The sequence below is a fragment of the Flavobacterium sp. GL_143 genome (assembly GCF_057834355.1).
Genome location: NZ_CM174401.1, coordinates 494,065 through 519,994 on the forward strand (window position 1 = coordinate 494,065; position 25,930 = coordinate 519,994).

Sequence of the window (25,930 nt, forward strand, 5' to 3'; positions counted from 1 at the left end):
AATAGTTTTTATTGCTTTTTGGGAGTTGTAACCATAAAATCTTTCAAATAGTAAGGTTCAAAATAAGCGACATCTACAATGTCGTTTATTTTGAATTTATCAAAACTTATGGTGCTCATTTCTTTTGCCGATGGGTATTTAACTTCTTCTAGAAAAATAAAATTTTCTTTTGTTAAAACTGGTTTGCATTTTTCTGCACAATCTCCAACAAAATAAATTGTTTCGGTATATTCTTCAAAAGAGTTTTCGGTAATAATTTCAGCCAAAATTTCTCTTTGCTTTTCTAACTTTGAGTTAAACACAGCACTATACACTTCCATTCGTCTAGCATCCAGCATCGGAACAATTAAACCATTTGTAACATTTGCCTGAGAAGCTAATGTTTGTAATGTATCTACAGCTATTAATGGGATATTCAATGCAAAACATAACCCTTTTGCAGCCGAAACCCCTATACGCAATCCTGTGTAAGATCCAGGTCCCTGACTAACTGCAATTGCAGATAAATCCTTATAAGTAATTCCAGCTTCCAGAATACATTCTTCGATAAAAACATGTAATCTTTCGGCGTGAGAATAGCCTTCTTCAGAGATTTCTTTGTGCAGAATAATTTTTCCTTCTTTTGCTAAAGCAACAGAACAGTTCTTTGTAGCGGTTTCAATATTAAGAATGTAAGCCAAACTAATTTTATATTTTATGGAAACAAAAAACAATCTAATTCTACTATAGAACTAGATTGTCTTGTCATTATTATTTTTTTTCTTTATCGGATTTAAGGCTAACCTTATCTCCCGAATTCAAATCTTTCGAAACTGTTGTGTATGGCCCTGTAATTACCACATCTCCGGCTTTCAGTCCAGACATTACTTCGATGTTTGTATCGTCTTGAATTCCTGTCTTTATAATTCTAATTTTAGCTTTATCTCCTACTTTTACAAAAACACATTCGAATTTTTTGTCGTTTTTAGGAGCTACTTTTTTATCATTTGGATCTTCAATTTTAATTTCTTTTACAGCTGTAGTATCCGATTTTACAACTACGGCACTTATTGGCACCGCTAACACATTCTTTTTTGTATTTGTTATAATGTCAACTGTAGCTGTCATTCCTGGTCTAAAAGGTGAATATGCTTCTGGCTTCCCTTCCAATAAATCCTGATATGATTCTTTTAAAATTCTTACTTTAACTTTAAAGTTTGTTACCTGATCAGATGTTAATGTACTGCTCGCTGAATTAGAGATACTTGTTACGATACCTTTAAATTGCTTTTTTAAATAAGCATCAACTTCAACATTTGCTTCGTCTCCAACTTTTATTTTTACAATATCATTTTCGTTTACATCAACTTCAACTTCCATATTGTTCAGGTTGGCAACTCTTAAAATTTCAGTTCCAGCCATTTGTTGGGTTCCTAAAACACGCTCTCCAAGCTCTACATTAAGCACAGAAATTGTTCCATCTGCAGGAGCATAAATAGTAGTACGTCTTAAATTATCTTTAGCTTCATTTACAGATGCTGAAGCACTTTGTACAGCAAAATAAGAATTTTGCTTGGTTGCTTTGGCGACTTCAAAAGAAGCTATTGCTTTATCCCAATCTGACTTGGAAATAATTCCTTTTTCAAATAACTTTTTATTTCTTTCATAACTAGCCTTTGCCTCTTTAAAAGAAGCATCTGATTGACTTAAACCAGCTTTGGCTCCAGACAAATTAGAAACAGTACGATCATAACTTGATGTATATAAATCCGGATTTATTTTTACCAATAAATCTCCTTTTTTAACAACTTGCCCTTCTTTTACATTTAGTGCAATAATTTCTCCTGAAACCTCTGATGAAATTTTCACTTCAATTTCTGGCTGAATTTTTCCTGTTGCCGAAACAGTTTCTACAATAGTCGATGCCATTACTTTTGCAACTTCTATTTCTGTACCAGCATCTTTATTTCCTATTACACCTTCTTTCTTAAACCAAACTAATGCTGCAATGACAACTATTACGCCGCCTAATAAGAAATAAATTGTTTTTTTTGACATAATGAACTAGTTTTTAACAATCGGAATTCCAAAATAGAATTCTAATATTTTAATTTTAAATATATAGTCGTACTTCGTTCTAATAACTTCCGACTGTGCATTAGTAAGTAATGTTTGTGATTGATTAAAATCAAATGCATTCATTAATCCTACTGCAAATTTTTCTTTAGCATAATCATAAGCTCCTTGTCTTGACTCTAATGCCACAACCGATGCTTCATGTGCATTTAACGCTCCTTTTGCATCTGTAAAAGCAGTATAAACATTACGCTGTAAATCTAAGTTTTTTTGTTCTAATTCGATCTTAGATTTCTCTAAACTTACTTTTGAACGTTCTACGTTATTTCTTGCAGAGAAACCATTAAAAACTGGCACTGATAACTGGAAACCAAACGACTGTCCTTTATTATCTTTAAACTGATCCAAAATTGGCGCTGCATTTCCTAAAACTGGCGAAAAATTATTTTGCAATACACTTTGATTTGTCCCTTGTACAAAACCAATTTGCTTGGTAGGATTATTTGCATCCGGAACTGCGCCTGTAACAATATCTGAGTAACTTGCTCTGGTATTAAAATTATAAAACGCACTTAAAGTAGGCTGATAAGCACCTCTGGCAATAGAAACATTTTTCTCTGCAATTTCCAGATTCGTTTTAGCAATTTTTAAATCTGTTCTTTCTTCTTTTGCTTTTTCATAAATTGTACTTGCCGACTGTGACAAAATAGAATTTCCATCATTTATATTGGTATCGTCAACAACATCAAAATCTTCAAATTGTTTTAGTTGTAACAACTGTGCCAAACTTAATTTAGAAATTAGCAACGTATTCTCTGCAATGATAACATTTTGTTTACCAGTTGCAACAGTAGCTTTAATATCTAATAAATCTCCTCTTGGGATTGTTCCTGCTTTTACCAATTCGTCTGAACGTGTATATTGTTTCTCACTAATTGCAAGTTGTTCTTGTTGTACTTTTAAATTTTCTTTATTAAAAAGTACTTGCAAAAATGCATTTGCTACATTAAGCGAAATATCTTCTTGCATTTTTTGCAATTGATATTTTGATGCTACAATAGATAAATTAGCTTTTCGTAATGTATTCTGATTTTGTAATCCTTTATAGATATCAACTCCTACACTTGCTCCAACAGAAGAGTATTGTGTGGTTTGATTTTCAAGTAATCCCGTTGTAATATTCTGATTTAAACCAACGTTCCAGGAGTGTGAAGCATTGGCATTTACTGTAGGCAAATAATTTCCTATAGCAGATTTTTTATCAATAGTAGCACTTCTGGTATCTAATTCCGATTGTTTAATCGAAATATTGTTATCCAATGCATACTTTACGCATTCTTCTAACGTCCATTTTTTAGATTGCGCCTGAATTGACGCTCCAAATAGCAAGACAAAAACAAAATAAATATATTTATTATTTTTCATAAACTTTGAATCAAAGCATAGCAAAGATACTATACAAATTTAACATTCTTTAAAAACCAAAAATTCTTTTTTTCTAACTGCTACTTATTTTTTCTCTTCTTCTTTTATCAATCCTTGATTCCAAATTTTTATTTTATCTGTAGCTGTAATACCACTTTTCACCTGAACATAAATTCCATCACTAACACCTAAAACAAGGTCTTTTCTCTGGAATTTTTGTGGTGCAGTTTCTACTTCAACATATGGCTTTTGAGTTTTTTTATCAAATTGTACCAATGATTCTTTTATAGCCAAAACTTTTTCTGCTTTATCTAATATAATCGATGCATTTGCACTTAAACCTGCTCTAATAAATGTATCATCTCTATTTTCAAGCGACCCTTTTATTTGAAACTGAATTGCTCCATTTTCTACCACTCCTTTTGGTGCAATATAACGTAAAATTGCATCAAATTTTTTGTTTTCTATGGCTCCAACAGTAATTTCAATTGGCATTTTTTCTTTGATTTTTCCAACTTCAGATTCATCAATTTTTCCAACAAAAATCATTCTTCCCACATCTGCCACACTCGCAATTGTAGTTCCTTCGTTAAAATTATTACTTTCGATAACCTGATTACCTACTTTTACAGGTACATCTAGTACCATTCCCGTTACTGTTGAACGAATTAAAGTATTAGCATAATTTCCTAATCCAGATGTAGTTCCTGTTTTTACAATATCAAAACTTTGTTTAGAAGATAAATAAGTTTGTTTTGCTTGTTTGTAAGCTACTTGCGCAGCATCAAAATCATTTGCAGAAATTACCCCTTTATCAAACAATGTTTTTTGTCTTTGATATAATTTTTCTTGATTATCTAATGCAATCTTAGCTGTCTGAACTTGATTTTGAGTGTTACTTACATTCGAAACATTTGCAACAACTTTAATCTTAGCAATCATGTCTCCTGCTTTTATAGTCTCTCCTGCTTTTATATAAACAGCTTCAATAATTCCCGAAATATTAGGTTTGATAAGTACCTCTTCATCAGGCTGAATATTCCCTGTCGCAATTGTATTTTTAACTATCGTTTTTATCTCAGCTTTTTCTGTTTGATAAACAATTGGCGACTCTTGATTTTTTGCATACAAGTAATACAAAGCCCCGAAGAAAACTACTGCGATAAAAATTAAAACGGTTATGGTTACTCCTTTTTTCATTTTGTTTTTTGTTTAATCGATTATTTTATTGATTGATAATTTATTCTGCTCGCAAAGCATCTACTGGCTTTACATTTATTGCAGTTTGTGCCGGAATAAATCCTGCCAGCAAACCTGACCCTACTAATATTAATAATGCTACAAAAACAACTCTTAAGTCTACCGTTGGATTCGCAAACATCGTTTCTCCTTCTTGAGGCATCGAAGCCAATACCATATTAAGAATTGCAATAACTCCAGTTGCAACAGCAATACCTAACATTCCAGATATAATAGTTAAGAATATAGATTCCGAAAGTATTTGTCTGCGAATAGCTCCAGGTGTTGCTCCCAATGCTCTACGAATTCCTATTTCTTTGGTTCTCTCTTTTACCACGATAAGCATAATATTAGAAATTCCGATAACTCCAGAAATTAAAACTAAGGTACCTACAAAATAAGCAATGAATGTTAAGATTGTAAACAATCCTTGCACTTGATTAAATCGTTCAAACAAATCGAAATTCCCAACTGCTCTATCATCAATAGGATTAATAGAATGTCTTTCTTTTATTATTTCTATGATCTTTGGCTTTAAATCGGTTATAGAAGCTTTATCATTTGCGGTAAGCGCCATCCATCCTACTTTATCTCCGTAATTAAAGGCTTGCTGAAAGGTTGTAAAAGGAACAAATATATTTTTTTGTTCCGCTTCAGCGTTTCCATTATTTTGATTTTTAGAATGATAAACTCCTACGACCATAAAATTTACGCCATTCACCTTAATATATGTTCCTATAACTTCTTCGGCTTTTCCATAAAGTCCACTTATAACACCTTTCCCGATAACGGCAATTTTTCTATTTTCTTTAATATCTTGTTGGTTTATAAAACGCCCTTTTATAATATCCATAGGCTGTTGTTTAATAAGCTCAGGATAATCACCAAAAATAGTAAAAGCCGAAGTTTTAGTACCTCGAACAACATTATTAACACCATCATTAGAATCTCCTAATTGGTTACGAGGAGACACATATAATAAGTCTGGCAAAGCTTCTTTTAAAGCTGCGACATCACTATTTTTAAAATCATAACGTCGTGTTTTAGGCAATCCTTTGTAGGGTTTTGATGTAGTTTGACTCCACATAAACATGGTATTTGTTGCAATACCATCAAATCCTTTTTTAACACCATTCTCTAAACCATTTCCTGCTGCGAGTAAGATTACTAAAATGAATATTCCCCAAAACACACCAAAAGCGGTAAGCACTGTTCTAAACACATTAGCCGTTAAAGCTTCTAAAATCTCTTCCCAATTATCTCTATCAAACATAATTATTCGTCTCTAAGTGCTACAATAGGTCTTATTTTTGCTGCTCTGTATGCTGGAAAAAAACCAGCCATTGCTCCCGCAAATACGAGCAAAACTAAAGTGGTCAACGCCACATTAAAATCAACTTCTGGATTTAAAAAGAATTCACTTTTTATCATTGGCCCTACTACTTCTAGTAATAATAAACTTGCCAATAAACCAATAAAACCTGCAATTGTAGTGATAAAAATAGACTCATGTAATATCATTCCAACTATCGATATTGGCGAAGCTCCAAGTGCTTTTCTTATCCCAATTTCTTTCGTTCTTTCTTTTACAATAATTAGCATAATATTACTAACTCCCACAACACCTGCTATTATAGTACAAATCCCTACCCACCAAAAAAACAGTCTGATATAAAGATTCAAGTCATAAACTTGTTTTGCATCTTTAACTGAGTTGTAAACCCCAATACCATTATCATCATCTGGAGCTACAACATTTTTAGTCTTTAAAAGTTGCTTTAAATCCGCAGTAAATTTTTCAGATTCTGCCAATGCTTCTTCATATGAAGCTTTTTTGTTTAATGTAAAAAACAAATTACTTACTTTGTCACCAATTCCATAAGCTCTTTGAGTTGTAGTCATTGGCAAATAAACTCTGGTTTCCTCTCTTTCTCCAGCCGGATCAGTAAAAACTCCAACAACTTTAAAATTGATATTGTTTATAGAAATTTGTTCTCCAAGCGGGTTTTTATCCTTAAATAAGTCTGTTTTTATTTTCATCCCAATTACTGCGACTTTTTCATAATTAGCCAAATCTTTGCTATTTATGAATCTTCCCATTACAATGGTAGCATTTTCGATTCCTAAATAATCCGGATCTACACCTCTAAACTGATAACTTGAAGATTCTTTACCATAAGTTACAGATGCACCCCAAAAATTATAAGTTGAAGCTCGTTTATCTAACTGATTTTCAAATTTTTGAACTGATTGTGAATAATCGCTATTTCTAAACTGAATTTGTCTTCCTGGGTTTAGTCCTTTATATTGTTTTGTAGTAACACCTGTCCAAACCTCTATAATACCTGCAGCATCACGTTCGAATTGTTTTTCGATTCCGTTCTGAAGTCCTTTACCTGCACCTAGAAGAATAACCAATATAAAAATTCCTGAAGCAACAGAAATCCCTGTAAGAAAGGTTCTTAATTTGTTTTTGGAAATTGCTTCAAATATTTCCTGCCAACGCTCAATATTAAACATAAGCTGATGCTCTTACTTGTTCTACGTATTTATCATCGATAATTAGTCCATCTTTCAAGACTACATTCCTTTTACACATTGCTGCAATATCTGGCTCGTGTGTTACAATCAAAATTGTTTTTCCTTCGTCATTGATTCCCTGAATCAGTTCCATTACTTCATATGATGTTTTTGTATCCAAAGCTCCGGTTGGTTCATCTGCCAATAATACTTTAGGGTTTGAAGCCAATGCTCTGGCTATTGCCACACGCTGTTTTTGCCCTCCTGAAAGTTCGCTTGGTAAATGGTGTGAATGCGAATCCAAACCAACTTTTTTTAAATAAGCCAAGGCAATTTCATAACGTTCTTTTCTTTTTATACCCTGATAATATAATGGCATAGCAACATTGTCTAATGCCGTTTTATAATTAATTAAATTAAAGGATTGAAAAACAAAACCTAAAAATTTATTTCTGTATCTAGATGCAATTGTTTCATTAAGATTTTTAATTGGCACATTATCCAGAATATATTCTCCCGAATCGGCTTCATCTAATATTCCTAAAATATTTAGCAATGTTGATTTTCCCGAACCAGATGACCCCATTATAGCAACCAACTCTCCTTCTTTAATATTGAAATTAATTCCTTTCAACACATGTAATTCAGATTTTCCCATTTTGTAGGATTTATGCAAGTCTTTAATTTCAATCATGGTTTGTTAATTTTAAAACAATAATACTTATTTTGCCAAGTAATTCAATATAATGAAATGTTAATAGTTTTAACCTATTACACTAATAAGACTAAATCTCTATCAAAATGTTACACTTTAATCTTAAAATATATTTGTTTTCTTAATTTTGCATCTTAAAAAAAATATAATGAAGAAATTAATATCGTTTCTAGCCCTCTCAATAGTTATCACTTTTATAACTAGCTGTTCTTCTTCTCAAAAATTAGCAACATTAAAGCCTGAGCCCGATGATGCTAGCCCATTAATATACGACAACACTCCTTCATTCATAAACTTGCCTATTACCGTAAAGCTAAAAGACATTGAAAACCAAACTAATACTTTACTTACTGGTTTAATTTACGAAGACAACAATATTGAAGATGACGATATCGAAATCAAAATATGGAAATTGGCTCCTATAAGAATTGAGAATGATCCAGCCAATCCTGACAAGAAAATCAAGACTATTTTACCTCTAAAAGCACTTGTAAAATATAGAATAGGAACCAAACAATTAGGCGTAGAGCTATACGATACCAGAGAATTTAATTTAAATGGAGTAATTACATTAGTTAGCTCAGTGGGGCTGACCAATTGGAAATTGAACACTAAAACCGAATTAAAATCATTAGATTGGAATGAGAGCCCAACTATGAGTGTTTTTGGAAAGAATATGCCTGTAACTTATCTTATAAATCCAGCCATTTCTATTTTCAAATCAAAATTAGAAAAAAGTATCGATGCTGCAATAGAAAAGTCAATGGACTTTAAACCAAATGTTTTGGCTGCCTTAGAAAAAATATGTACTCCATTCCAGATGAATCAAGAATATGACAGCTGGCTAAGAATTGTACCTATCGAAATATATTCTTCTGATGCTAAGCTGAAAAATGATTCTTTTTTACTAGAAATGGGAATGAAATGTAATATGGAGACTATAATTGGTAAACAACCTGAAACAAAATTTAGTGCTTCTAAAATAGTTTTGAAACCAGTATCTAAAATCCCAAAACAAATTACAGCTAATATCGCTGCCGTGTCTAGTTACAAAGACGCATCTAAAATAATGACTAAAAATTTTGCAGGGCAAGAGTTTGGTACTGGAAGCAAAAAAATAACTGTTAAGAATGTTGAAATCTGGCACAAAGATGGTAAAATGATTATTGCCTTAGATGTCCTAGGTGCTGTAAATGGAACTTTATATCTAAATGGTTTCCCTAAATACAACCCGCAAACTAAGGAACTTTATTTTGACCAACTAGACTATGTTCTTGATACAAAAAGCAGACTAACCCGTACTGCCAACTGGCTTTTACAAGGATTTATTTTAAACAAAATGAAAGAAAGCTGCCGTTATTCTATTCAACCTAATTTAGAAGAAGGAAAACAAAGTATGCTTAATTATCTTAAGAACTATTCGCCTATGCCTGGTGTTTATGTAAATGGAAAAATGGAAGACATAGAATTCCAAAAAGTAGAATTAACAAATCAAGCCATTATTGCTTTTATAAAAGTTAATGGAACAGTGAATGTTTCGGTAAACGGATTAAAATAAATCCTAGTTTACGCGTTCTTCTTTTTAGACTGATACATTCTAAAAATCAAATAGCCAATTACAGCAACAAGTAAATAAGGAACTACCATAAGGTAAACAATTCCATCATTTACTGCTTCGGCTTGCTTAGTATTTTCATCTCCGCCCAGAGCAGCGCGACACATTGCGCATTGTGCATTGACAGATAAATTAAAGAAAAAAATAACCAACAAGAAACTAATCTTTGCCAGTCTAGAAACACCTTGTTTCTTGTTGTTTGTATTTATATTAAACATAATAAGGGGAAATCATTAAATAAACAATTACTCCGGTAATAGCAACATATAACCAAAGCGGGTATGTGATTCTTGCAATTTTTCTGTGCTTGTCAAATGTATTTGCGATTGCACGAACATACGTTATTAAAACCAATGGAACAATTGCAATAGATAATAAAATATGTGAGATCAGAATAAAGAAATATACATATCGAATTGCACCTTCTCCGCCGAATTTGGTAGAATCTGATGTCATATGATATGCAATATACATTACCAGGAACGCTAACGAAAGTGCAATTGCCGTAGTCATTAAGCGTTCGTGAAGCTTGCGATTTCCTTTTTTGATAGCCATTACAGCAATAATCAAAACTAATGCTGTAATACCATTTATTGTAGCATAAATAGGCGGCAAGAAAGAAAGCGGCTCAACATTATATCCAAAATCTTTAAGTTTAACTCCAAATAAAATAGCAACTACAACTGGAATTACGATTGAAACAAGTATGATGTACTTATTGTATTTTTTTTCTAATGAATTATCCTCCATCTTACTCTTCTAATAATATATTTATATCTTGTTGTATATCTCTAACTCCTTTTTTATCTAATCCGTCATAATAAAGAATTGGGTTTCCAAAATCATCTTTACGACAACGAATATTACCGTTTTTATCTATCAAAGCAAATAAACCAGAATGTTCAAATCCTCCGCTTACTTTACTATTTGCACCAGCATATAAATTAAATCCTTTATTAGATAAATCCATGATAACATTTTTATCTCCGGTCAAAAAATTCCAATTAGAAGATTTAACTCCTAGCATTTTAGCATGATCTTTTAATACTTGTGGCGTATCATGAGCAGGGTCAATAGTTATAGATACAATTCCGAAGTTAGGATTCCCGAAAAACTTTTTCTCGATTTCTAACATACTCAAATTCATCTTAGGACAAATAGAAGGACACGTTGTAAAGAAAAACTCCAGAACATATACTTTTCCTTTATAAGTTTCATTTGAGATTTTAACGTTATCCTGATTTGTTAATTCAAATTTAGGAGCTGGTCCAATTTTTACTAATTCCCCATCATCCTTGGCATCTTTTGAATTAACACTATCCAAACGACTCCCTTTTACAACAGTATCATTTTTTACTCTATCGATAATTTTAGGAATAGCATAAATACCAAAAATCAATATTATAAATGAGATTCCGATATATGATTTGTTTTTAAACATGGCAATATAATTTTAAAGTTGTTTGGTTGCATTATGATTCTTCTTAAGGGCCGCACGATACTCGTAAAGGATTATCTTAAAATCATCGAGCATTTCGTTACTTAGTTCAGATGGATGAAAAGTATTATATCCTTCCTTGTAATCTTTCTTTTCTTTTCTACCTCTTAAATTACGTCCCTTATCAACAATAAAGACATTAGGCGTACCTAGATGCTGATCTAGTTTTCCAACTAAATGCAATTGATTATAATACGTATTGATTTCGTCTGGTGAAGCAAAAACAAAATGCCATTGTGATACGTCTGTAAAAGCAGCTAAAGCATCTACTACTTTACGAGTATCTTCTTCAGTTCCCAAAGGACAAATTACAACAAATTGTAAATCTTGAAAAGTGTGATAGCGTTGGTAAATTTTTTCGTTTAAATTAAAATAATTTCCACGATTTTTTAAAATCTCAGTTCCAGAAAAACCGAGTATTGTTATTTTGTTATCCAGACTTACTTTTTCACCTCTCAAGGATTCCCAGTTTCCTAAGTCGGCAACTTTAGGTGTTATAACAGGCAAAGTAGTAAAACCATTCACGCCAGAAGCAAAAAAGAGATAAGCAACTATAGGCAAAACGAAGAGAACGAAAAGGACTATATTTTTTTTCATTATAGAAGGGAAAAATTTAAAGTACAAAAATAAAAAAAGGTACGCAATGCGTACCCTCTTTTTGAATTAATATCATGTTAAAAATTCCATTTAATAGTAGAATCTTTAAAAACCCCATAAATATAATGTCCTTCAGTTAAAAGAATAAACAATAAATATAAAACTAGGAAAATAACCGTTGAAACTACAGACCATCTTAGGCTGCTTTTTTCACCTTCCATGTGCATAAATGCCCATACTATATAATAAGCTTTATATATTGTCAGGATATAAAATATCCAATTCAATAAATTTAAACCTATAAAATGATTAAACTCTAATATTCCTGGCTTGTAGATTCCTAAAATAACCTCTACTGTTGTTACAGCAGATAATAGTGCAAAAACGAACCAGATTCTTTTTGTATGTGATACATATTCGTGTGACATAATAATATAGATCTAAAATTAAACTAAGTAGAAAACTGTGAATACAAATACCCAAACTAAATCGACAAAGTGCCAGTATAAACCAACTTTCTCTACCATTTCATAGCTCTTTCTTTTTTCATAAGTACCTAACAATACATTAAAAAAGATAATGATATTGATGATAATCCCAGAAATCACGTGAAATCCGTGGAAACCTGTAATAAAGAAAAAGAAATCAGCAAATAATTTATTTCCGTATTCGTTTCTAACCAAATTAGCACCTTCTACAACGTAATGCGCTTGACTTAATCTTAATTCTGAATCTTCTCTAGAAAGAATAGTTTTTTTCTTTTCCTTAGTAAGGACTTCTGTTCTTACTAATAATTCAGGATGTGCTTTAAAACCAGCTTGAACTTCGGCAACAGAATATGTTGGCAATGTTTCTGCATCGCTCATAAACCATTTTCCTTTGTCTCTAGTTAATGCTTCTCTACCTTCTGGTAATTTTACTGCAAAATCTGCAAGAGCAACACGTTTTCCGTCTTTATCAACAAACTGAAGTAAACTTCCTCCTTTTGTTTCAACAGCTCCGTATTCACCTTTGATAAAATTTTTCCATTCCCAAGCTTGTGACCCAACGAAAATCAAACCTCCAATAATAGTTAAAAACATATATACTGCAACTTTGCTTTTTTTCATTTGATGTCCTGCATCAACAGCCAAAACCATTGTTACAGATGAAAAAATCAAAATAAATGTCATTAATGCGACATAATACATAGGTGCAGGAACACCATGCATAAAAGGGAAGTGAGTAAACACTTCATCAGCCAATGGCCAAGTTTCAATAAATTTAAATCTAGAAAAACCATAAGCCGCAAGAAATCCAGAGAACGTTAAGGCATCCGATACGATAAAAAACCACATCATCATTTTACCATAACTTGCTCCTAATGGCTCATTGCCGCCTCCCCAAGTTTTTTCTTCGTTATTTGCAGTAGTAACTGTCGCTTCCATAAAAGATATTCGTTAAAAAGTTCCCAAATTTACGTTTTTTTCTTATTTAAAGAAATATAAAAATAAAAATAAATAGACCCACAAGAAATCAAGAAAGTGCCAGTACATTGCACCTAGTTCTATTCCAAGAGTTTGAGTCGAATTGTATTTCTGTTTAAAATGATTATAAATAATAACTAAAAGAGAAATAATCCCTCCAGCTAGGTGAAACAAGTGTGTAACCGTTACAACATAAAGAAAAGTAGTCGTTATAGAACTCTCCGCTCCTGTAAAATAATAGCCATCTGCAACGATTTGTTCAAATCCTGCAAACTGTAAAACCACAAATAAAATTCCTAATGCTAAAGTAGTCAAAAGTAAGTTAGTTGTCGCTTTTCTATTGTCTTTTTGAATAGCTCTTTTAGCTAAATAAAAAGTAACACTACAACCAATAATCACTAAAGTACTATAATAAAACGCTGAAGGTAGCTGAAAGTCCTTCAACCAGTCGGTTCTTGACTTACTAACCACAAACGCACTGGTAAGCCCAGCAAACATCATGGTCATACTAACCATTGCGAACAATAAAATCAATTTAGATGACTTAGCGCTTCTTGCTCTATCTTCATCTTTTGTCATTGTCATTTCCATAACTATCTTAAAAATTTATCAAATATAAAAATCAACTGCAACAAGGTAATATAAGAAACACTTACCAGCATCAATGTTCTAGCTGCTTTAGCCGTTCTTAATTTATACAGACGAACTGCATAAAACAACATCCAAAGCCCTAATAAGAACACTAAAATTGCCGCTATTGGCGTAATAAACAATTTACCTGTATATCCTAAAGATGGCAAAAGCGATGCTATAATAAGCCAAATCGTATATAATATAACCTGTAATGCAGTTCCTTTGTCTTTCTTCCCTGTTGGAAGCATAAAAAATCCCGCTTTTTCGTAATCCTCATACAAGAACCAACCAATAGCCCAAAAATGAGGAAATTGCCAAAAAAACTGAATTAGAAATAATGTTCCTGCTTCAATACCAAAATCTCCTGTAGCTGCAACCCATCCTAACATAAATGGTATCGCTCCTGGAAAAGCACCTACAAAAACAGACAAAGAAGTCACTGTTTTTAATGGTGTATAAACACTGGTATATAAAAAAATTGAAATCGCACCAAACATTGCTGTTTTAGGATTGATTGTATAAAGTAAAGTTAATCCAATAATTGTAAGTAAAGACGCTACAAGCAAAGCAACTTTAGGCGACATTCTTCCTGAAGGAACTGGACGATTCTTTGTTCTGTCCATTAAAGCATCAAGGTCCTTCTCGATAACTTGGTTATAAGCATTTGAAGCTCCTACCATACAATATCCTCCAATTGCTAAAACTAAAAGTACCGACCATTGAAATGGATGTTGATCATCAAAACCAAGTAGGTAACCAGCTATCGAAGAGAACAAAACACTTACGGCGAGTCCTGCTTTTGTGATTTCTTTGAAATCATTAAAAATAGATTTGAGTGAAAGTGTATTTTGTGTTGCGTCCAATGCGTTGTTATTTTGGTTTTTTCAAAACTGGTGCAAATGTACAAATTAGATTGCAGAATTTAGGACGATAAAATTACATTTTTTCAATAGAAAGCACTAAACATGCTTCAATTTCACGATAAAACCGAATCATCTGCAAAAAATCTTACTAAATATTTTAATAATCAAAATACCAATTAAAGACATCTGCTCTTAATCCTAAAGTAAACCATGTTGTACTTTGCTTAAAATTTGCCGCAGTATCTTTAGTCGGATCAAAGTTTCTATAAATTAAACTTCCAAAGAATTTTAAGTTTGTAGCTGGATTAACTAAATAACCCGCCTGAATGTCGGTAATAAAAACCGATGTTTTATTCCCTTGCCCAACTTCTACACCTGTATTATAAGGTCTTTTTACATCATAACTCTTATAAATATCCGACCCATAATTAAATGAATCTTCCGCAGTATCAAAATCCAAACCTCTGGTTCCAACCGTAATTTTTGCATCTGCAAAATACCTTCCTTTATGATAACGAGCAATAGCTATAAATTCGCTAAAATTACCTCCCCATTGATGTCCAATACTTTGATTATTATGACCATAATTTGTTATAACAGCACTATGAGAATACACATACGGGCGCACATGATTATACTCTAATTGCATCAATAAATTAGGCACATGAAATGCATTATAATACTTAGCTCCTAACTGATATCCAAATTTATTCTTCCAGCTTTTTTCTCCACTTCCCATATCACCAACTGAAAATTCATCTAGAAGAAATTGTCCATACAAATTAATTTGATTATTCCATTTATACTTTGCAGTTAAACCAAGTAAAGCATTACCGCTTCTAGAAGAAGAAGCAAACTCAACCGATCTGTAAAAAATAATCGGATTAGCAAAAGCCATATCAAAACCTCGGTCATTACTATTGGTCCAGATTACTGACTCAAAGAAACCTAAGTTTAATCTATTTGTAACATTTAAACTTAAATAATGGTTTGCCATATATTTACTGGCATAAGTTTTATCTACTGTTGCATCGGGTCTAACATCCTTAAGAAACATATAAGTATTGGTATACTTTATTTTCCAAAAAGTAGTATTCATTTTAAAGTACGGATACGGACTTGCCCCATCGCTCTCTAATAAAGAACGATATCCATCTCCTATAAAATTTCTTCCATAACCTAATTGAAAATCAAAAATTTTACCTGGTTTATAAGTCAAATTTGCTTCCGCAGAAGGAAAATCATAGCCATCTGTTTTAAAAGCTTTAGCAATTCCAATTCCAGGAATTACAGCAGGATTCCCACCCGAAGGCTTTATTGATTCAGCATAACTATTATAATAATCTGCAAATCTTCCCTGACTTTCAAAAACTGTCGTAGTAAAATTAAGATGCTTACCTAGACCACCTCTAAAATTAAGCGCTCTTGTATTTACATAAGTATAAGAAATATCACTTTTTGTATCCTTACCTACTTGTAAATCTACAATAGCATTTAATGTAAACCAATATCCCTCTCCTTCTATTTCAACTAAACTTTCATTCCAAAGCTTGCGCCCCCACCAACCTGAAACATTCTTTTTAAGCGATTCATTCACCGCTTTAAGATTATAATATTTTGAAACTTCTGCATACGTATATGGCTTTGAAGCTGTGTGATTATTACTCCCCACTTTATTTAAAGCACCATCAAATTGAGCGTAATAACTATGAGAAAAAGGAATATTTAAATTACTTTCAAACTCTGGATTTGTATATTTTTTATAAACAATACTATCCAATTCTGTCATAGGTGCAGTATCAGGTTTAATGATCTTTGACGCTGCTATCGCTTCCTCAGAAATTTGTCCTGCCGTTTTTAATGGTATATTAATTACGATCGTATATTTAGAATACGTTGGCTTTCCATCATAAGTAGATGGCTTAATTTTAGGAAATGTGGCAAAAACACGTTTTGTTTCCTGAACTAATTCATCATTATTAGCATTAACATATATAACCTTAAATTCTCCATTTCTGTCCACTTCAAAAAGGACTTTTACATCACCTTTATAATTGTTCTGTTTTAAACTTGAAGGAATTTGAAAATTTTTAAATACAAAATCCTGAACCTCGCTATAGAAACAATTTTCTAAAGCTTTTGATTTTAAATTCTCGCAAGTTGGAAAAATTGGAAATTCTTCAGAAGTAAAACTAGACTTAACAGTTAAATTATTTGCTTCTTGAGAAGCAGCCATTAAAGAGTAAAATGCTATAATAAAAGTCAAAAAACCTTTGTTCATACGGTGGTTTTGGTTGTGAATTTAATATTGGTTTTGTGAAGTTTCTCCGTTTGCAATTGCTTTGGCATTTGAAGTTCCTATACGCTTCACTCCAAGATTAATCATTTCGACAGCCTCATTATATGACCTTACCCCACCAGCAGCTTTTATAGGAAGCGGCGAAGCATTTTCAAGCATCATTATAATTGTTGGAACTGTTGCTCCATTTGGCAAATTATTTTCTGTTTTATAAAAGCCAGTTGATGATTTTACAAAAACAGAAAAATAATCATTTTCATCAAAATTTTGAATGATTATGTTTTTTATTAATGCTGACAGCTGTATAATTTCGGTATCGTTAAGTGCTGCGACTTCTATAATCCATTTCACAACTTTTTTATTAGTCAATAATCCCAAACGTGTACATTGCAAAATCTCATTTTTTACTAAATCAATTTCCCCGTTTTTAAAAGCTTCATAATTACATACAAAATCTAAATCATCAGCTCCATTTTGTATTGCTACATTTGCTTCCGCAAGCTTTGCTTCTAAATTTGATTTCCCTTCAGGAAAATCGATCACAGTACCTATCAAGAGATTTGATTCTGCCTTCGAGATCATTTCTTTCGCCAAACTAACTTTATCCGGACGAATCATTATCAATTTGAAACGCTCAGTTATAGCCTCTTCAATTGCATCTTTAACTATCTGTGTATTTTCTGCTTCATTCAAATTAGCTTGCTCAGCAGTTTTTAAATATGTTGAATCTAAGTATTGTCTAATATTCATGGGTATAATAAATTAATTGTATTAAATCCTGGTTGGCAAAAATACATTTTATATTGAGATAAGTTTGATATAACCTGTTACTTTTAATTAAGCCTAAACAAAGTACAATCACTAACATAAATATTACATTACCAAAAATATTAAAAACAAAAAATCCCACCGAAGTGGGATTTATTAATTTACTATTTTAGAGATTAGCTTATTAAATAGTAGCACCGCAATTATTGCTGATGTTGCTCCTATTGCATTCGCTAAAAAATCCATCATGTCAGCACTTCTTGTTAAAGTATATCTACTTTGCAAAATCTCTATTGCAAGTCCGAAAAAAATCGAAAAAACAAAAGAAACAAGTAACGGCTTATAATTATCTATGCTATTAAATTGTTTTTTAAAAAACAAAAACCATAGTATTGTAAAACCAAAATGAAAACAAAAATGAACTAATTTATCTATGTAAGGAATTTTTATTGTTGGAATATTACTTGACTCTGTTAAACAAAGAAAAACGATAATCCCTGTCCACAATAAAGCCAAACATAAAAAAAATATTTGTTTAAGCACCTATTAATTCTTTATAAGCTTCATCAGATAATAGAGAATCTAATTCTGATGTATTCGAAATTTTAATTTTAATCATCCATCCAGCTCCGTAAGGATCTGAATTTACTGTTTCTGGAGCACTTTCTAAACTGTCATTAAAAGCAATAATCTCTCCTGATAATGGCAAAAATAAATCCGAAACTGTTTTTACAGCTTCAACTGTTCCAAAAACTTCGTCTTTATCAAGCGTTTGATCTAAAGTTTCTACTTCAACATAAACAATGTCTCCTAATTCTTTTTGAGCAAAATGAGTAATTCCTACTGTTGCAACGTCACCTTCAATGCTAACCCATTCGTGATCCTTTGTGTACTTTAAACTTGTTGGTATATTCATAATAAATACTTATTGATAATTGATAATTGAATTTTAATAGGGCAAATGTAACAATCTTCTAATCAAATCCACTTTAGAATCTGAAATTTAATTTCCAAAATTATATCTAATTGTAAATCCTGATCGAATGTTCGTTAAAGGATACGTAGTCGAAATAACTGCTTTAGAAAATGAATGATCGTAATAAAAAATTGCCGTTAGATTCTTGCTAAATGAATAATCTGCTGTAATTTTCACAGACCAAATGTTTTGTCCTGCAGCAAGTTGGTTATTATCATAATCTAGATAACGCACCATAGTTTGGTTATTTCGATATGATAAATCTCCTTTTATATTAATATCACTTTTTATAACTCCTGTAGGACTATCAGCCAATGTCGATGAAAAAATCACATCTTTAATACGATATCCTAAACCTATTATATACTCCATCCCTTTAACTTCGGTCAATAGATTGTTATCAAAACTCATCGACAATGCTCTGTCTTTTTTAATTTCTGTAAGTACTTTCAACGAACTTTTCAACTCGAAATCCATTCTAATAAGCGGACTAAATTGCTCTACTAAATTGACATTAGACATGATTGTCGCATTATAGAAATTACCACTATCCGGATCCAATCCTCCTGGACTCTGATCATATTTAAAATTAGAACGATACTGGTTAATCGTATAAGATGCTCTATAATTATGCTGCAAAGAGAAACGCTTAAATTTATCTTTAAAGTATTTATAACGCATCAATCCATTATATTTAATACTCCAGTTTGGAAGCGGAAAGTTTCTAAAAATACCCGTCGAGCTTTTTGATGCATCTGCTCCTGAATAGGCTGCCAAAAATGATGGAAGCAAAACTGCCTGATTACTTTTTGTATATCCTATTGGGTACCCTTGATTTGAAACAAATAAATTATATTTTGGATCTGTTGGCCCTGGAATAGGATTATTTACATCACCATATCTTGGAATTTCAACTCCTGACCCATAGTACCCCTCTGCCAAACGATTTGCAATTACCAAACGATTGCTTCTAAAATCATCAAATGCCGATGATGAATTTTCATCACTTGTAGCAAATGATGTTTTTATTAAAATCGTCGAGATTGAGAAAATACCATAATTGTATGGCGATCTCGCATGATACAATCCAGTTTCATCAACATCATATTGTTCAGAGAAATTTGCTGAATAAGCACGATCTGCACTCAAATCAATTTTTAAATCTGGCAATAAATCAATATTCGCAGTAGCTTTAAACATCTTGTTTGTTACTTGCGAGAAGTTCTGATTAAAATCCTGATAATTTGTTAACCAACCATTTTTAGCAGCTTCATAACGTACATCATCCTGACTTCCGAAAATAAAACCTAAAGATGGTCGAGATGAACCTAAGAATCCAACGCTTGGTGTATACCCTGGTAAAACAGTTCCGCTGTTAACAGTATAGTTTACCTGAATATTTTTTATACTTGTTAGTACTCCCATTAAACCATCATGAAATGCACTATTTACAACCAATGGTTGGTTTGTATTTACTACTTTCTCTCCTGGTTTTGGTACAGTTGGTTTAGCCTTAGGAACTTTTGCACCTCCCTTATTATTAAGTCCCAAATATTTATAAAGCGTATTCATATTCATGGTCGCCGTAAATGTATTCGAATTTGCATTCTGAACTGTATTCCCTAAATCATAAAAATTACCACTTCCATCCTCATAACTAGACAATGCCTCTGAAGTACGTTGCCAGCTATAATCACCCGTATAAGAATAATTTGCTTTTAAGAATCCTAATACAGGAATCTTATATAATGGAATTTCGTAATTTAAAATCAATTGTTGCATATGCTGATTTGGCGTACCCATGTCCCAATAGCTATCCCAAATACTAAAGTTCTCAATTGGCTCATTATCTGCATTCATATAATTTTTAACTATATTATTAGATGATGCTGTATAATTTATTTTTAATGACTTCGTAAGATTAAAATTAAAACCATACTGATAATTAAAAGCAAAGTTTCTTCTATACATTGGATCCAATCCAATACCTTCAACATTTTCTACTTGTCTAAATTCCTGACGATTATATTGTCTTATAATATTAGTATTAAACGAGATATTAGATGGCAAATAATTAAAATTAAAATCGCTTAACAATTTCCAATAGTCACTCTTCTTAAAGAATTTATTTTTCTTAAGCGGTTCAATTGTCTTTGGCTGAAAGCTGTATGCATAATTTACAGTTGTACTAGACTGTTGATCTCGGTAACTCGCAATTTCATAATCATGACGTTGCACTTCATTATATGATTGCGAGAATGTAAAGTTTTCAGGGTCATAAACGTGTTGTTTTTGCTCTGGCGCTCTATCTTTTCTAACTCCAATAAAGTTGATGCTTCTACGCTTTGTATAATCAATTGCACGGTTTTTTATATTATCTCTTTCGGCAGCATCTGTCGTTACATCCAATAACTGTTTCAATTTAATATCTTCATTAAACGGATCATATTCTGGCGTAATTACTTCTTCTCCAACAGCATAATTAAATGGTAAATTAATTCCCCATTTAGGCGGTAATAACTTACCTAAATTCAAATTAGTTACGATATTGTATTGTTGTATATCCTCTCTACTTCTTTCATTCGGTCCTTGTTCCAGAGATCCAAATCCTATAGTACTTTTTCTACCTGTTGCAGAAACCGTAGCAAAATCGGCAAAATTAGTATCTAAATTTAAGATTGCGGCCATACCTCCTTTATTGTCCATCTCGGCAAGACGCAACTCATTAAACCAAACTTCTCCTTTAATATCCTGATGTGTTTCTGTATTCTTCACACCAACCATTAAATTCCTAACCAATCCAAAATTCGGATTTCCTTTTATCCCTAATCGCAAAGTACTATCTCCATCACCATCTGGCTTGGTTATATCATCATCCGGATAATAAATTCCATCAAGCGGAAGTGTATTTGGGTCAATTTTCATCGCCTCAATTTTCATTTGTGTCAATAATGACAAAGCCAAATCAATATTATTTTCTTCTGGCCAAACAACTTCAGGGCTTAAAGGAGAACAATCTGAACCTGACGTAGAAACTGGAATAGTAACTTTTAAAGGAATTTCTATTTGATAGAAATTCTGAGTAAAGTCATTTCCAAAGCGAATAAAACCTACCATTTGTCCATTTTGCAACACCTGTTCATTTGGTAATGATTCAGCATGCAAAAACATTTTTAATCTGTTGTATTGACGCATATCAACACTTACGTTTTTAAATACAGCTCTGGAATCTTTTGGTTGCAATCCATTTCCAGCAACTCGTAATGCTAATGCCTGTTCGTTTTGATTAATAATTGTATTATTATTATATAATTGCTCACGCGCTACTCCTGGAGGAGAAACATAATTTACTGGACATCTAGTACTATTTTCTTCAATATTTACAGCAGAAACATCGAAAGTCGTATTATCATCTTCTACATTAACATCAGCAGGATCTAATGTATTTGTGTATCTTCTCCACTCTCCTCTTACCAAATCTAATGCTCCAAAACGAACTGTAACATCACTTTCAAATCCTGTCATAAACATTCTCATGAAACGGATTGATCTAAAATCTGATATATTACCAATCGTATTTTGAGGTTGCGAAACTGGAATTTTAAACTGAATCCATCTAGCAGCAGTTACTGCTCCATTTACCATAGTCACTTGGGTATTTTTTATATCTGTAATATAATTTTGCCCTATTTCCATATTTGGCTTAATATCGATGCTATACTCATAATAAGCATTAATCGTATTCATGGTATTATCTCTGTTGATATCCTCAACATCAGGAAGTGTTGTCGAAGCTCTATTTGCATCGTTTATATTTACATTCGAGTTTCCTTCAACACCGTTATAATTCTTGTAACGATCTAAAACACCACCATCAGCATTTAAGTAATAGGTATAATTATCTGCAGCTGGGTCATTTGTTGTGGCAAAATTATTATAAACTGCCCCTTCTCTAGCATCTGGCAAACCATCAAGACCTACATCCTGATTGGCTCTATTACCACTATCGTTGTCAAATGCGTAAATTAAAGATTGCGATGCTGGAACATCTCCCCACATAGGCTGAGGATTAACCACAATCTGACCTGGTCCTAAACCATTTTCATATTGTTTTCTTCCATCTTTTAAAATATCTTCTGAAATCTCTCCTAAGTTAAAGTAAACCTTACCTGTATTGGTTTGATCTGTTTCTCCTGCTCCCACAAATGGATCTAATACCCAAAACTGAATATATTCAACATTTCCTTGTTCAAAATCGGTTGAGCTCAAAGCACGCATTATCCCTCCAAAATTATCTTTTGGGTTTGTGGCATAATTTAAATTATTATTATAAGGTCCTCTTTCTGATGGGTAGTAAGTTAAATCCAATGTGTTTACCACTTGCGATTGTCCTTGTGCAATATCAGTTAATGGATACAACTCATCACTATAAATTCTACGGGTCGAGTTTAATGATAAATCATCATTACTTATCCCTGATGGTTTAGAAGAATAAAAAACTGGATCAATTGTGTACCATGCTAGTTTTGCTCTTTTAAAACCATAACTCATATCATTGGCTTTGGCATTAAAATTATAGGCACTTACAGCATTCTCCTCTGGCGTAGATGCAAGACTCCATGCATATGCCGAACGCATATCTATTGTTGATTGCGACCCTTCAAAATCATCTACGTAAATAGTTGATTCTCCTTCAAAATTATCTGCTTTTGGAGTACCTGGTTTTAAGAAGGCTATTTCTCCTCTTAACGAAAGATTAGAAGGAACATCTGTATCTATAAATGGTAATTTATTTACTAATCGGGTAAAGAAAGGAATCTCGGTAGAGAAATTTGTATTAAAACCATAAATCATATTATTTACAGATTCCTGTCCATAACTCGATTTTTGTGTAAACGGTTTCTCTGTCATTTGTAAAAAAGTACCTCCAACAGTAAAATTCTCTGAAATTTTATGTTGTACATCTATTCCCATAAATCTTCGGGTTTGTTGTCCGAAAATAGAATTATTCTCTAATGAAATCTCTATTGGTGTATTTGATGCCTGAAGCGAAGGATCCAAAATCTGAACTCTTCCTAATTGATAGTTTACACTATAATCAATCCCCTCAACCAAAACACGTCCTCCAGCAGTAACAACTACAGAACCTTGAGGAACGTTAAAAGCTCCTATAGGAATTCCGTCACCTCCTGTAGATTTATACTTACCTCTTAATAAGAATTTATTTTTATCACTATCCTGTAAAGCTGCAGATTGTGTACTAGCATACATATTACGGAATACATACTTGCTTTGATTTGCATTATAAGTACTTGTATTACGATAGTCTTCTCCTGTACTATTTGATAATTTAGAGAATAACAATTCTCCAAAAGGCTCTTTAGTTGTAAATATAATTCTACCATTTTGAGCATCCATTGTTAATCCCGGTAAGAAATCAAAAAAACCATCACCACCCGTTTGTGGGTCATTATTGTAGTTTAATTTATCCAAATTAAACACTTTAAGCAAAGGTGTTTCTTCTACTTTATTATCTGGTGTAGGATTTGGAGGAAATGGTGTTCCTGAAACTGGCGTGATATAATTTATAGGAGACGGATCTGTATATAAAATATTAAACCTGAAATCTTCTTGTTTTATTTGATATGCTCCAGGAATTTGATAGATATTTTTCATCATCAAATTCCAAACCGGATTCTTAACATTTGTCAAATTGCTTTTAAGCATTTTCAAAATCAAACTTTGCGTTATGATTGCTTGATTTGAAGGATTGTTACCTGTTACTACTGTACCATCTACACCATCATTACCAAATTCCCCTACTTGGAATACCTGATCTCCCATTGTATATTCATAAGCAACTGCCAAAACCTCGTCATTTGCCAATCGTTGTTGTAACGATAAATATCCTAATTGTGGATTAAAAGTATATTCATTAGAATTTAATTTTCTTGCATTTTCTAATTTCGAATAATCCTGTCCTTCACTTACTGTAATACCATTAAATCCTGAGCTTGAAGTAACAATTTCACGAATATTACTATTCAAATAACCTGTTCCTCCTGCTATTAATTTTGGATCATATTTATTATTACTATTATTCGCTGGTGAATTTATTGGATTAAGAAACATTCCCGCTGAAGGATTAAGCACCACAACTTCACTATCTGGAACTCCTGATAATTGTGCCTCACCTAAATCCTGAAGTGCTATAACGTTTCTTAAATTGTTATTTGTAGTACTTACTCTATTTTGTTTATTAGTAATCCAAACTTCTAATCTTGTTATTTGAACTCTACTATCTATAAAAGGGTATTTTCTTAAAGACGAATCATATTTACCTCTAAAGTATTGAGATAAAAAGAAGTGCCTGTCATTATCATAATTTAAAGCATACAAATCAAAATCCTGAACTGTACCTCCACCTTCGGCTACTACACTTTTACTTTGAGATTTTTGCTCTGAGAAAACTCCCGTAATTGTAGTTTTACCAAATTGTAATTGGGCTTTTACCCCAAATAAACTTTGTGCTCCTCTTATTAAAGTACTATTAAGCGGCATACTTACGTTACCAACTTCAATTTTCTGAATGATATCGTCTTCTGATGGTGTGTATTCTAATTTTATTAAATTTTGGAATGCAAACGTTGATTGGGTATCATAATTAGCATTTACATTTAATCGAGTACCTACTTTCCCTTGTAAACTCATACTGATACGCTGATCAAAATCAAAAGAAAGATTTGATCTGTTTCTAGGAGAAAAGGAAGGATTGTCTTGTTTGGTATAACGAACTCCTAAATCTATTTCGACAGAACCAGTTGGTTTTACATCGATGGTATTACTTCCAAAAATAGATTCGAAAAGTCCAGATCTAATATAATATCTAGGTAGTAAATCTTTTTTGGCTAATTCACTTCCATCTTTTTTACCATCAATAGCATCTGCTTTTTTCTTAAAATAATCTCTTCTAGACTCTTTTAATATTAAAGCTTCGTATTCTTCTGGCGTTAAAATAATAGGATAATTAATCGAAAAATCATCTACGCTATTAGTATAGATATAGCGATCTGTAATAGGGTCGTAAGTATATGCGGAAAGAATACTTTGTGGATCTTTTATTTGTATTTTACCAACAGAATACCCTGTTTTAGTTGTATCTTGAGCTTCCTGTTTTACCTGAGCTTCCGATACAAACCCACAAAATAAAACCAGCAAAAAAATACAAATTTTATGCATATAGTCCGTGTGTTTTAAAGTA

21 protein-coding genes are annotated in these 25,930 nt (G+C 32.2%); 1 reads left to right on the forward strand and 20 read right to left on the reverse strand.

Annotated elements, in window-relative coordinates; all coding sequences use genetic code 11:
* Nucleotides 1-8 precede the first annotated feature (8 nt).
* The 7 genes from tsaB to AC3IPI_RS02095 all read right to left on the reverse strand — a co-directional run bounded on the left by tsaB (nt 9) and on the right by AC3IPI_RS02095 (nt 7,933).
* Nucleotides 9-680 (reverse strand): tRNA (adenosine(37)-N6)-threonylcarbamoyltransferase complex dimerization subunit type 1 TsaB, encoded by a 672-nt coding sequence (gene tsaB / locus AC3IPI_RS02065; RefSeq protein ID WP_039118372.1) that lies wholly within the window; start codon nt 678-680, stop codon nt 9-11.
* Between the two features lie 70 nt (nt 681-750).
* Nucleotides 751-2,037, reverse strand: a complete 1,287-nt coding sequence (locus AC3IPI_RS02070; protein ID WP_323488662.1) for an efflux RND transporter periplasmic adaptor subunit — start codon at nt 2,035-2,037, stop codon at nt 751-753.
* A gap of 6 nt (nt 2,038-2,043) precedes the next feature.
* Nucleotides 2,044-3,480 (reverse strand): TolC family protein, encoded by a 1,437-nt coding sequence (locus tag AC3IPI_RS02075; RefSeq protein ID WP_039114863.1) that lies wholly within the window; start codon nt 3,478-3,480, stop codon nt 2,044-2,046.
* Between the two features lie 84 nt (nt 3,481-3,564).
* The gene (locus AC3IPI_RS02080; protein ID WP_039114865.1) at nt 3,565-4,680 is read right to left on the reverse strand and encodes an efflux RND transporter periplasmic adaptor subunit; all 1,116 of its coding nucleotides are present in this window, start codon (nt 4,678-4,680) and stop codon (nt 3,565-3,567) included.
* Nucleotides 4,681-4,720: 40 nt separating this feature from the next.
* Nucleotides 4,721-5,992, reverse strand: coding sequence for an ABC transporter permease (locus AC3IPI_RS02085; RefSeq protein WP_409417462.1), 1,272 nt, complete (start codon nt 5,990-5,992; stop codon nt 4,721-4,723).
* 2 nt (nt 5,993-5,994) lie between these two features.
* The gene (locus AC3IPI_RS02090; RefSeq protein ID WP_039114869.1) at nt 5,995-7,239 is read right to left on the reverse strand and encodes an ABC transporter permease; all 1,245 of its coding nucleotides are present in this window, start codon (nt 7,237-7,239) and stop codon (nt 5,995-5,997) included.
* On the reverse strand, nt 7,232-7,933 hold the full coding sequence (locus AC3IPI_RS02095) for an ABC transporter ATP-binding protein (protein ID WP_035617842.1): 702 nt from the start codon (nt 7,931-7,933) through the stop codon (nt 7,232-7,234). Before AC3IPI_RS02095 ends, AC3IPI_RS02090 begins: the two co-directional genes overlap by 8 nt.
* 169 nt (nt 7,934-8,102) lie before the next feature.
* Between AC3IPI_RS02095 and AC3IPI_RS02100 the strand changes: the two genes are divergently transcribed.
* A complete protein-coding gene (locus AC3IPI_RS02100) occupies nt 8,103-9,512 on the forward strand; it encodes a DUF4403 family protein (protein ID WP_323488661.1) in 1,410 nt (469 codons plus the stop codon).
* 8 nt (nt 9,513-9,520) lie between these two features.
* Here AC3IPI_RS02100 and AC3IPI_RS02105 read toward each other — a convergent pair whose 3' ends face one another.
* The 13 genes from AC3IPI_RS02105 to sov all read right to left on the reverse strand — a co-directional run bounded on the left by AC3IPI_RS02105 (nt 9,521) and on the right by sov (nt 25,908).
* Complete coding sequence (locus AC3IPI_RS02105; protein WP_039114872.1) at nt 9,521-9,787, reverse strand: hypothetical protein; 267 nt, start codon at nt 9,785-9,787, stop codon at nt 9,521-9,523.
* A complete protein-coding gene (locus tag AC3IPI_RS02110) occupies nt 9,780-10,319 on the reverse strand; it encodes a DUF420 domain-containing protein (RefSeq protein ID WP_086894632.1) in 540 nt (179 codons plus the stop codon). The genes AC3IPI_RS02105 and AC3IPI_RS02110 overlap by 8 nt, the downstream gene beginning before the upstream one ends.
* A 1-nt stretch (nt 10,320) precedes the next feature.
* The gene (locus AC3IPI_RS02115; protein ID WP_489156815.1) at nt 10,321-11,010 is read right to left on the reverse strand and encodes an SCO family protein; all 690 of its coding nucleotides are present in this window, start codon (nt 11,008-11,010) and stop codon (nt 10,321-10,323) included.
* Nucleotides 11,011-11,022: 12 nt separating this feature from the next.
* Nucleotides 11,023-11,664, reverse strand: a complete 642-nt coding sequence (locus tag AC3IPI_RS02120; RefSeq protein WP_039114876.1) for a hypothetical protein — start codon at nt 11,662-11,664, stop codon at nt 11,023-11,025.
* A 77-nt stretch (nt 11,665-11,741) separates the two neighbouring features.
* Entirely contained in the window at nt 11,742-12,092 is a 351-nt protein-coding gene (locus tag AC3IPI_RS02125; RefSeq protein WP_489156817.1) for a cytochrome C oxidase subunit IV family protein, read from the reverse strand.
* A gap of 18 nt (nt 12,093-12,110) precedes the next feature.
* Nucleotides 12,111-13,091, reverse strand: a complete 981-nt coding sequence (locus tag AC3IPI_RS02130; RefSeq protein ID WP_489156819.1) for a cytochrome c oxidase subunit 3 — start codon at nt 13,089-13,091, stop codon at nt 12,111-12,113.
* A 42-nt stretch (nt 13,092-13,133) separates the two neighbouring features.
* A complete protein-coding gene (locus AC3IPI_RS02135) occupies nt 13,134-13,721 on the reverse strand; it encodes a cytochrome c oxidase subunit 3 (RefSeq protein ID WP_039114879.1) in 588 nt (195 codons plus the stop codon).
* 2 nt (nt 13,722-13,723) lie between these two features.
* Entirely contained in the window at nt 13,724-14,626 is a 903-nt protein-coding gene (gene cyoE / locus AC3IPI_RS02140; protein ID WP_039118367.1) for a heme o synthase, read from the reverse strand.
* 157 nt (nt 14,627-14,783) lie between these two features.
* Nucleotides 14,784-16,907 carry an energy transducer TonB gene (locus AC3IPI_RS02145; RefSeq protein WP_489156822.1) on the reverse strand — a complete coding sequence of 708 codons (2,124 nt, stop codon included), beginning with the start codon at nt 16,905-16,907 and terminating at the stop codon, nt 14,784-14,786.
* A gap of 21 nt (nt 16,908-16,928) precedes the next feature.
* A complete protein-coding gene (gene deoC, locus AC3IPI_RS02150) occupies nt 16,929-17,675 on the reverse strand; it encodes a deoxyribose-phosphate aldolase (RefSeq protein WP_489156824.1) in 747 nt (248 codons plus the stop codon).
* Nucleotides 17,676-17,849: 174 nt separating this feature from the next.
* Nucleotides 17,850-18,236, reverse strand: coding sequence for a VanZ family protein (locus tag AC3IPI_RS02155; RefSeq protein WP_240474753.1), 387 nt, complete (start codon nt 18,234-18,236; stop codon nt 17,850-17,852).
* Nucleotides 18,229-18,609: a glycine cleavage system protein GcvH gene (gene gcvH / locus AC3IPI_RS02160; RefSeq protein ID WP_039114886.1), complete on the reverse strand. Its 381-nt coding sequence runs from the start codon at nt 18,607-18,609 to the stop codon at nt 18,229-18,231. Before gcvH ends, AC3IPI_RS02155 begins: the two co-directional genes overlap by 8 nt.
* Before the next feature lie 87 nt (nt 18,610-18,696).
* Nucleotides 18,697-25,908, reverse strand: a complete 7,212-nt coding sequence (gene sov / locus AC3IPI_RS02165; protein ID WP_489156827.1) for a T9SS outer membrane translocon Sov/SprA — start codon at nt 25,906-25,908, stop codon at nt 18,697-18,699.
* Nucleotides 25,909-25,930: the final 22 nt, after the last annotated feature.

What these genes read in the sequence shown, in the direction of transcription:
- AC3IPI_RS02130 (WP_489156819.1), bottom strand. Translation starts at nt 13,091, where the DNA reads ATGGAAGCGACAGTTACTACTGCAAATAACGAAGAAAAAACTTGGGGA.
- AC3IPI_RS02120 (WP_039114876.1), bottom strand. Translation starts at nt 11,664, where the DNA reads ATGAAAAAAAATATAGTCCTTTTCGTTCTCTTCGTTTTGCCTATAGTT.
- AC3IPI_RS02135 (WP_039114879.1), bottom strand. Translation starts at nt 13,721, where the DNA reads ATGGAAATGACAATGACAAAAGATGAAGATAGAGCAAGAAGCGCTAAG.
- AC3IPI_RS02100 (WP_323488661.1), top strand. Translation starts at nt 8,103, where the DNA reads ATGAAGAAATTAATATCGTTTCTAGCCCTCTCAATAGTTATCACTTTT.
- AC3IPI_RS02145 (WP_489156822.1), bottom strand. Translation starts at nt 16,907, where the DNA reads ATGAACAAAGGTTTTTTGACTTTTATTATAGCATTTTACTCTTTAATG.
- AC3IPI_RS02110 (WP_086894632.1), bottom strand. Translation starts at nt 10,319, where the DNA reads ATGGAGGATAATTCATTAGAAAAAAAATACAATAAGTACATCATACTT.
- sov (WP_489156827.1), bottom strand. Translation starts at nt 25,908, where the DNA reads ATGCATAAAATTTGTATTTTTTTGCTGGTTTTATTTTGTGGGTTTGTA.
- AC3IPI_RS02085 (WP_409417462.1), bottom strand. Translation starts at nt 5,992, where the DNA reads ATGTTTGATAGAGATAATTGGGAAGAGATTTTAGAAGCTTTAACGGCT.
- AC3IPI_RS02090 (WP_039114869.1), bottom strand. Translation starts at nt 7,239, where the DNA reads ATGTTTAATATTGAGCGTTGGCAGGAAATATTTGAAGCAATTTCCAAA.
- AC3IPI_RS02070 (WP_323488662.1), bottom strand. Translation starts at nt 2,037, where the DNA reads ATGTCAAAAAAAACAATTTATTTCTTATTAGGCGGCGTAATAGTTGTC.
- deoC (WP_489156824.1), bottom strand. Translation starts at nt 17,675, where the DNA reads ATGAATATTAGACAATACTTAGATTCAACATATTTAAAAACTGCTGAG.
- AC3IPI_RS02080 (WP_039114865.1), bottom strand. Translation starts at nt 4,680, where the DNA reads ATGAAAAAAGGAGTAACCATAACCGTTTTAATTTTTATCGCAGTAGTT.
- AC3IPI_RS02115 (WP_489156815.1), bottom strand. Translation starts at nt 11,010, where the DNA reads ATGTTTAAAAACAAATCATATATCGGAATCTCATTTATAATATTGATT.
- gcvH (WP_039114886.1), bottom strand. Translation starts at nt 18,609, where the DNA reads ATGAATATACCAACAAGTTTAAAGTACACAAAGGATCACGAATGGGTT.
- AC3IPI_RS02125 (WP_489156817.1), bottom strand. Translation starts at nt 12,092, where the DNA reads ATGTCACACGAATATGTATCACATACAAAAAGAATCTGGTTCGTTTTT.
- AC3IPI_RS02095 (WP_035617842.1), bottom strand. Translation starts at nt 7,933, where the DNA reads ATGATTGAAATTAAAGACTTGCATAAATCCTACAAAATGGGAAAATCT.
- AC3IPI_RS02105 (WP_039114872.1), bottom strand. Translation starts at nt 9,787, where the DNA reads ATGTTTAATATAAATACAAACAACAAGAAACAAGGTGTTTCTAGACTG.
- AC3IPI_RS02075 (WP_039114863.1), bottom strand. Translation starts at nt 3,480, where the DNA reads ATGAAAAATAATAAATATATTTATTTTGTTTTTGTCTTGCTATTTGGA.